At 41.1% G+C, this 4,074-nt stretch carries 6 protein-coding genes; 3 read left to right on the forward strand and 3 right to left on the reverse strand.

Annotated elements, in window-relative coordinates; genetic code table 11:
* Positions 1-135: 135 nt before the first annotated feature.
* Positions 136-1,296: a toxic anion resistance protein gene (locus AB5N96_RS13320; RefSeq protein ID WP_204589247.1), complete on the reverse strand. Its 1,161-nt coding sequence runs from the start codon at positions 1,294-1,296 to the stop codon at positions 136-138.
* Positions 1,293-1,934 carry a 5-bromo-4-chloroindolyl phosphate hydrolysis family protein gene (locus tag AB5N96_RS13325; RefSeq protein ID WP_204589248.1) on the reverse strand — a complete coding sequence of 214 codons (642 nt, stop codon included), beginning with the start codon at positions 1,932-1,934 and terminating at the stop codon, positions 1,293-1,295. Before AB5N96_RS13325 ends, AB5N96_RS13320 begins: the two co-directional genes overlap by 4 nt.
* Positions 1,935-2,089: 155 nt before the next feature.
* Between AB5N96_RS13325 and AB5N96_RS13330 the strand changes: the two genes are divergently transcribed.
* Positions 2,090-2,371, forward strand: coding sequence for a DUF1033 family protein (locus AB5N96_RS13330; protein WP_204589249.1), 282 nt, complete (start codon positions 2,090-2,092; stop codon positions 2,369-2,371).
* Positions 2,372-2,550: 179 nt separating this feature from the next.
* A complete protein-coding gene (locus AB5N96_RS13335) occupies positions 2,551-2,751 on the forward strand; it encodes a cold-shock protein (protein WP_094941967.1) in 201 nt (66 codons plus the stop codon).
* Positions 2,752-2,788: 37 nt separating this feature from the next.
* On the opposite strand, the gene AB5N96_RS13340 is transcribed toward AB5N96_RS13335, so the two are convergent.
* The gene (locus tag AB5N96_RS13340) at positions 2,789-3,445 is read right to left on the reverse strand and encodes a hypothetical protein (RefSeq protein ID WP_204589250.1); all 657 of its coding nucleotides are present in this window, start codon (positions 3,443-3,445) and stop codon (positions 2,789-2,791) included.
* A gap of 99 nt (positions 3,446-3,544) precedes the next feature.
* On the opposite strand from AB5N96_RS13340, the gene AB5N96_RS13345 reads away from it, so the two are divergent.
* Entirely contained in the window at positions 3,545-4,000 is a 456-nt protein-coding gene (locus AB5N96_RS13345) for a YkvA family protein (RefSeq protein WP_239584755.1), read from the forward strand.
* The last annotated feature ends 74 nt before the right edge of the window (positions 4,001-4,074 follow it).

Below are 4,074 nucleotides of genomic sequence, written 5' to 3' on the forward strand. Positions count from 1 at the left end.
TTGTTGTGGTGACTCAATTCTATCAGAAGTTGTCCTTATTTTTGTACACAAAAAGCGCGCACCGCAGAATTTTCTGCGGTGCGCGCTTTTTCAATTAGAGTCTAGGTTTTGTCCCAGCCTCTTTAGTATGTGTATCTAATAGTTCTGTCGATTCTCGGACTTCTCCTGAATCTGAAGAAGACGATTCTTCAACTCATCTTCCATACGCGCAATTTCGAGCTCCGCAGCTTTTCGTTTCATGCGGCCATCTGCTTGAATTTGTAGCGTTTCTTCGATTGTACTTAGAAGATTCTCTTGCGTTTTCTTCAGTGTATCGATTTCGACAATCCCACGCTCATTTTCTTTCGCAGTTTCAATCGAATTTACTTTCAACATCTCAGAATTCTTCAAAAGTAAATCATTCGTCGTCGCAGTTACTTGGCGTTGAGCCGACACCGCTTTTTGCTGACGATTCAACGTTAAGGCAATCGCAATTTGATTTTTCCAAAGTGGAATGGAGGTCATGATTGACGATTGAATTTTTTCAGCTAGTGTTTGATTCGTCTGTTGGATCATGCGAATTTGTGGTGCACTTTGAATCGTGATTTGGCGAGAAAGTTGCAAATCATAAATACGTTTTTCTAAACGGTCCACAAACTGCGTCATATCATGAACTTCTTGAAAAGCCATCTGGTCATTGGATTGTTCTGCTTTTTGACGAAGGGCAGGAATGACTTGCTGCACGATTTCATCACGCTTCAACTCTCCAGCGGCAATGTATATATTTAGTGCCTTGAAATAATTTTTGTTTTGGTCATACAGTTTATCTAGCATTCGGACATCTTCGACTAACCCACGCTTTGAGTGCTCGAGTTGAATTCCGATTCGGTCTACTTGCGTGCTCAATTTTTGATAGCGAGTCATCACTTCCTGCAAGGAGCGATTCATTTTCGAAAAGAACTTGCGAATGCCTTTCTTTTCTTTTTGATTCAATTCTTCCGGGTTGATTTCATTTAACTTCTTCATCAAATCCCCTAAAATATCACCAACCGGTCCAATGTCTTTCTTCTGGACGTGATCAAGCATCTGATGCGAGAACTTTGTTAATTCGTTTTGGGCAGTCGCCCCGTACGTCAGGATAGACTCATAATCACCGACTGGAATCTGTGTGGCGAGTTGTTTTGCCTTAGACTGTTCTTCTTCTGTTAACCGTTCCATTAGCTTTACTTGTTGCGTTTGCTGTTCTTGTGGCTTTGCTACGGGTTCCATCAGAAGTTCATCAAGTAGATAGTCTGTCTGATTTGTTTCGTTCGTCATGATTTATCGTCTCCTTTGGGCTCAGGTAGTCGGTTTGATAACTGCTTTGCATAGTCAAGTTCAAGTTGAAGTCTATTGATGTCTTGTTTGATGACATCGTTCACGTCTTGCTGCAATAAGCCATTGATCTCGTCCATCATGTCTCGTGCATCCATAAGTGCCACTTTTGTGGAAGCATCTTTACTTGGCTGTCGGACGAGAAGTGCATATTTTTTCGTGATTTCTAGTGCGCTGTCTATATGCGAGTAAAAGAAGTTTTCAACTAAATAAAAACGTCGTGGTTCTTCTTGAACAAGTTGGACTACACGCTTGGCAGCTCGATTCATCTCAATCAATTGCTTGATCGAACGAAACGAACGGACACGTGTATAGAATTGATTGAGCTCTCGAATTTTTGCTTGTGCATCTTCGACTTGTTTCGAAATATGTTGAAGCTCAGACCACGTCAAACCATGTTTCTTTACAACATGATAGCGTTGGATGCCTTTGATTGAATAATTCGAGGCAGCATAAGTCCCTGCGGCTATAGCAGCGCTCAACGTCAATCCTGCATCAAAAGGAATGAGTAACACGAGAAGGGAAGCACTACTGATCGGTACATTGAGCAAGTGCCGGTACGCTGTATATTTAGAATTCATACTACACCTCTTTTCACTACTAGTTCATACGTTTTTCTATAAGAAAAGTTTCATTCTTAAGCCTAGTATCTGTGTCATTTGGAAGAATTGCAAGCACTTTAGTCGACAGCACGAGTGCTTTTTAGCATAATGAGTAGAGGAAGGAGGGGACAAGCATGTATTCCGTCGTATATATGAAGGCAGATTATGAGCCTTGGTACCAATTTGAAGAGTGGCAATCCCATATCTTAGACAGCTGGTCCTTCCAAACTGAAACAGAAGCACAGGCATTTCTTGAACATAAAGTAGAGGAATTTAAAGAGTCGTATACATTTTCAAAAGAGAAAAATGGGTTTTATGCTTTCTGGGATGGAAAAGAAGTCTGTTATTGCGAAAACTGTGAGGAAGATTTGCAACTGTATCATGGGTTATTTATCACTTCTGAACTAGCAGAATAATGTGATAATAGCTGTTGACGAACAGGGGTATATTGGTATAATTTAATTAACAATGTATAGCGAGCACCGTTTAACCATTCACATATCCTATGTAGTGATCGATGTGAACCCATCGGTACTTCATCGGATATGTGAATTTTTTTACTCGCATATTGATTATCTATTTGGAGGTTTTACACATGAAACAAGGTACAGTAAAATGGTTCAATGCAGAAAAAGGCTTCGGATTTATCGAAGTAGAAGGCGAGAACGATGTATTCGTACATTTCTCTGCAATCAATGGAGATGGTTTTAAATCACTTGACGAAGGACAAGCTGTAGAATTCGAAGTGGTTGAAGGAAATCGCGGACCTCAAGCTGCAAACGTTACAAAACTATAAGTAACAAAAAGCATGACCCGACTTGGGCCATGCTTTTTTAGTCTACCGATTGCAACGTAGAGATCACTTCAAATTCTTCTCCTTCGCCACCCGGCATACGAAATACTCGCTTCACTTCACCAAATCCTTCAACGAAATACTTCTCGATAACCGATTGATCTTCGCCTTCTTGACTGAGCATGATCACATCAGTGAATGTCTGAAAAGGAGTTTCGAGCGTCCCATCGACTTGTTCGATTGTCCATCCTCCGAACGCGGTTCCTTCTTCTAAGGGTAAAGAAAGATACGTTTCAAGTTCTGGCATCGATTCTAGTTCATTGAAAGGAGGAAAATCTGCTTCATAGGCTTCAACCTCTTCAAAAATTTTGACAATACGATTCTCTTCCACTCGGTAGATCCGCTGAACTACTGTTCCGCCGTTATCCTCAAGTGTACCGATATAGTCATCATATAAATACTGTGTTTCTAAAGTGTACGTGGCGTACTCATTTCCCATACCTTCAAAACGAGCAATCGATTGATTTGGCATAAAGTACGTATGAAGGTCAGGCCCCATTTCTTGCGGTTCTTCAATCTCAGGCTCAGTTTCAGTTTCAGTTGACGGTGGGTCGTTCGGCTGAGGAGTTGTCGACGATTGATCAGTACACCCAACAAGCAGTGCTACAGCGAATAAAGAGATGATGCGAACTTTCACAGGACACGACCTCCTTTTACAGACTTTGACGTAGTGCTTTGGCCAGAAGTTTCATTTACCTGAAAAATTGGTATACTACCTACTAAGGGAGGAATGAAGATGCAGACACCAGACACTACTACACAATTAGATTTTTATGAGCGTTTACGTAAGTCTATCACGAGTTACTTTGAAAAAAAAGGAATTACCAAAGTGAGTTCCTTTTTACTTTTCGCTCCAGATATTTTTCATCTAATGGTCAAAACAATGGCAGATCCACGCGTAGACTTTAAAAGCAAAGCGTTACTCGGAAGCGGTATTGCCTATTTTGTAGCACCCGTAGATTTTTTACCAGAGCTTCTGGCAGGTCCAGGTGGGTTTGTTGACGATTTGATTATTGCAACGTTTGTGTTAAATCTTCTTGTGAACCGATTGTCGCCTGATTTATTAGAAGACCACTGGGCGGGGGACGACAAGCTCTTAACCACATTAAAACAATTGACAGCAAGTGGAGAGTCGATCTTGGGGAAACTTCCTACGAAATCGTTAATCGGAAACTTTATGAAACGAACGTAAGAAAATCCGGCCAAAAACCCTGGCCGGACCTTTTTGAACTATTTCACATCTGATATTTGATAGTGGGCTCCGGA

Source organism: Chryseomicrobium imtechense, from assembly GCF_041475995.1.
Classification (GTDB): Bacteria; Bacillota; Bacilli; order Bacillales_A; family Planococcaceae; genus Chryseomicrobium; species Chryseomicrobium aureum.

Coding starts and splice junctions, on each gene's coding strand:
- AB5N96_RS13320 (WP_204589247.1), bottom strand. CDS start 1,296: ATGACGAACGAAACAAATCAGACAGACTATCTACTTGATGAACTTCTG.
- AB5N96_RS13330 (WP_204589249.1), top strand. CDS start 2,090: ATGTATTCCGTCGTATATATGAAGGCAGATTATGAGCCTTGGTACCAA.
- AB5N96_RS13345 (WP_239584755.1), top strand. CDS start 3,545: ATGCAGACACCAGACACTACTACACAATTAGATTTTTATGAGCGTTTA.
- AB5N96_RS13335 (WP_094941967.1), top strand. CDS start 2,551: ATGAAACAAGGTACAGTAAAATGGTTCAATGCAGAAAAAGGCTTCGGA.
- AB5N96_RS13325 (WP_204589248.1), bottom strand. CDS start 1,934: ATGAATTCTAAATATACAGCGTACCGGCACTTGCTCAATGTACCGATC.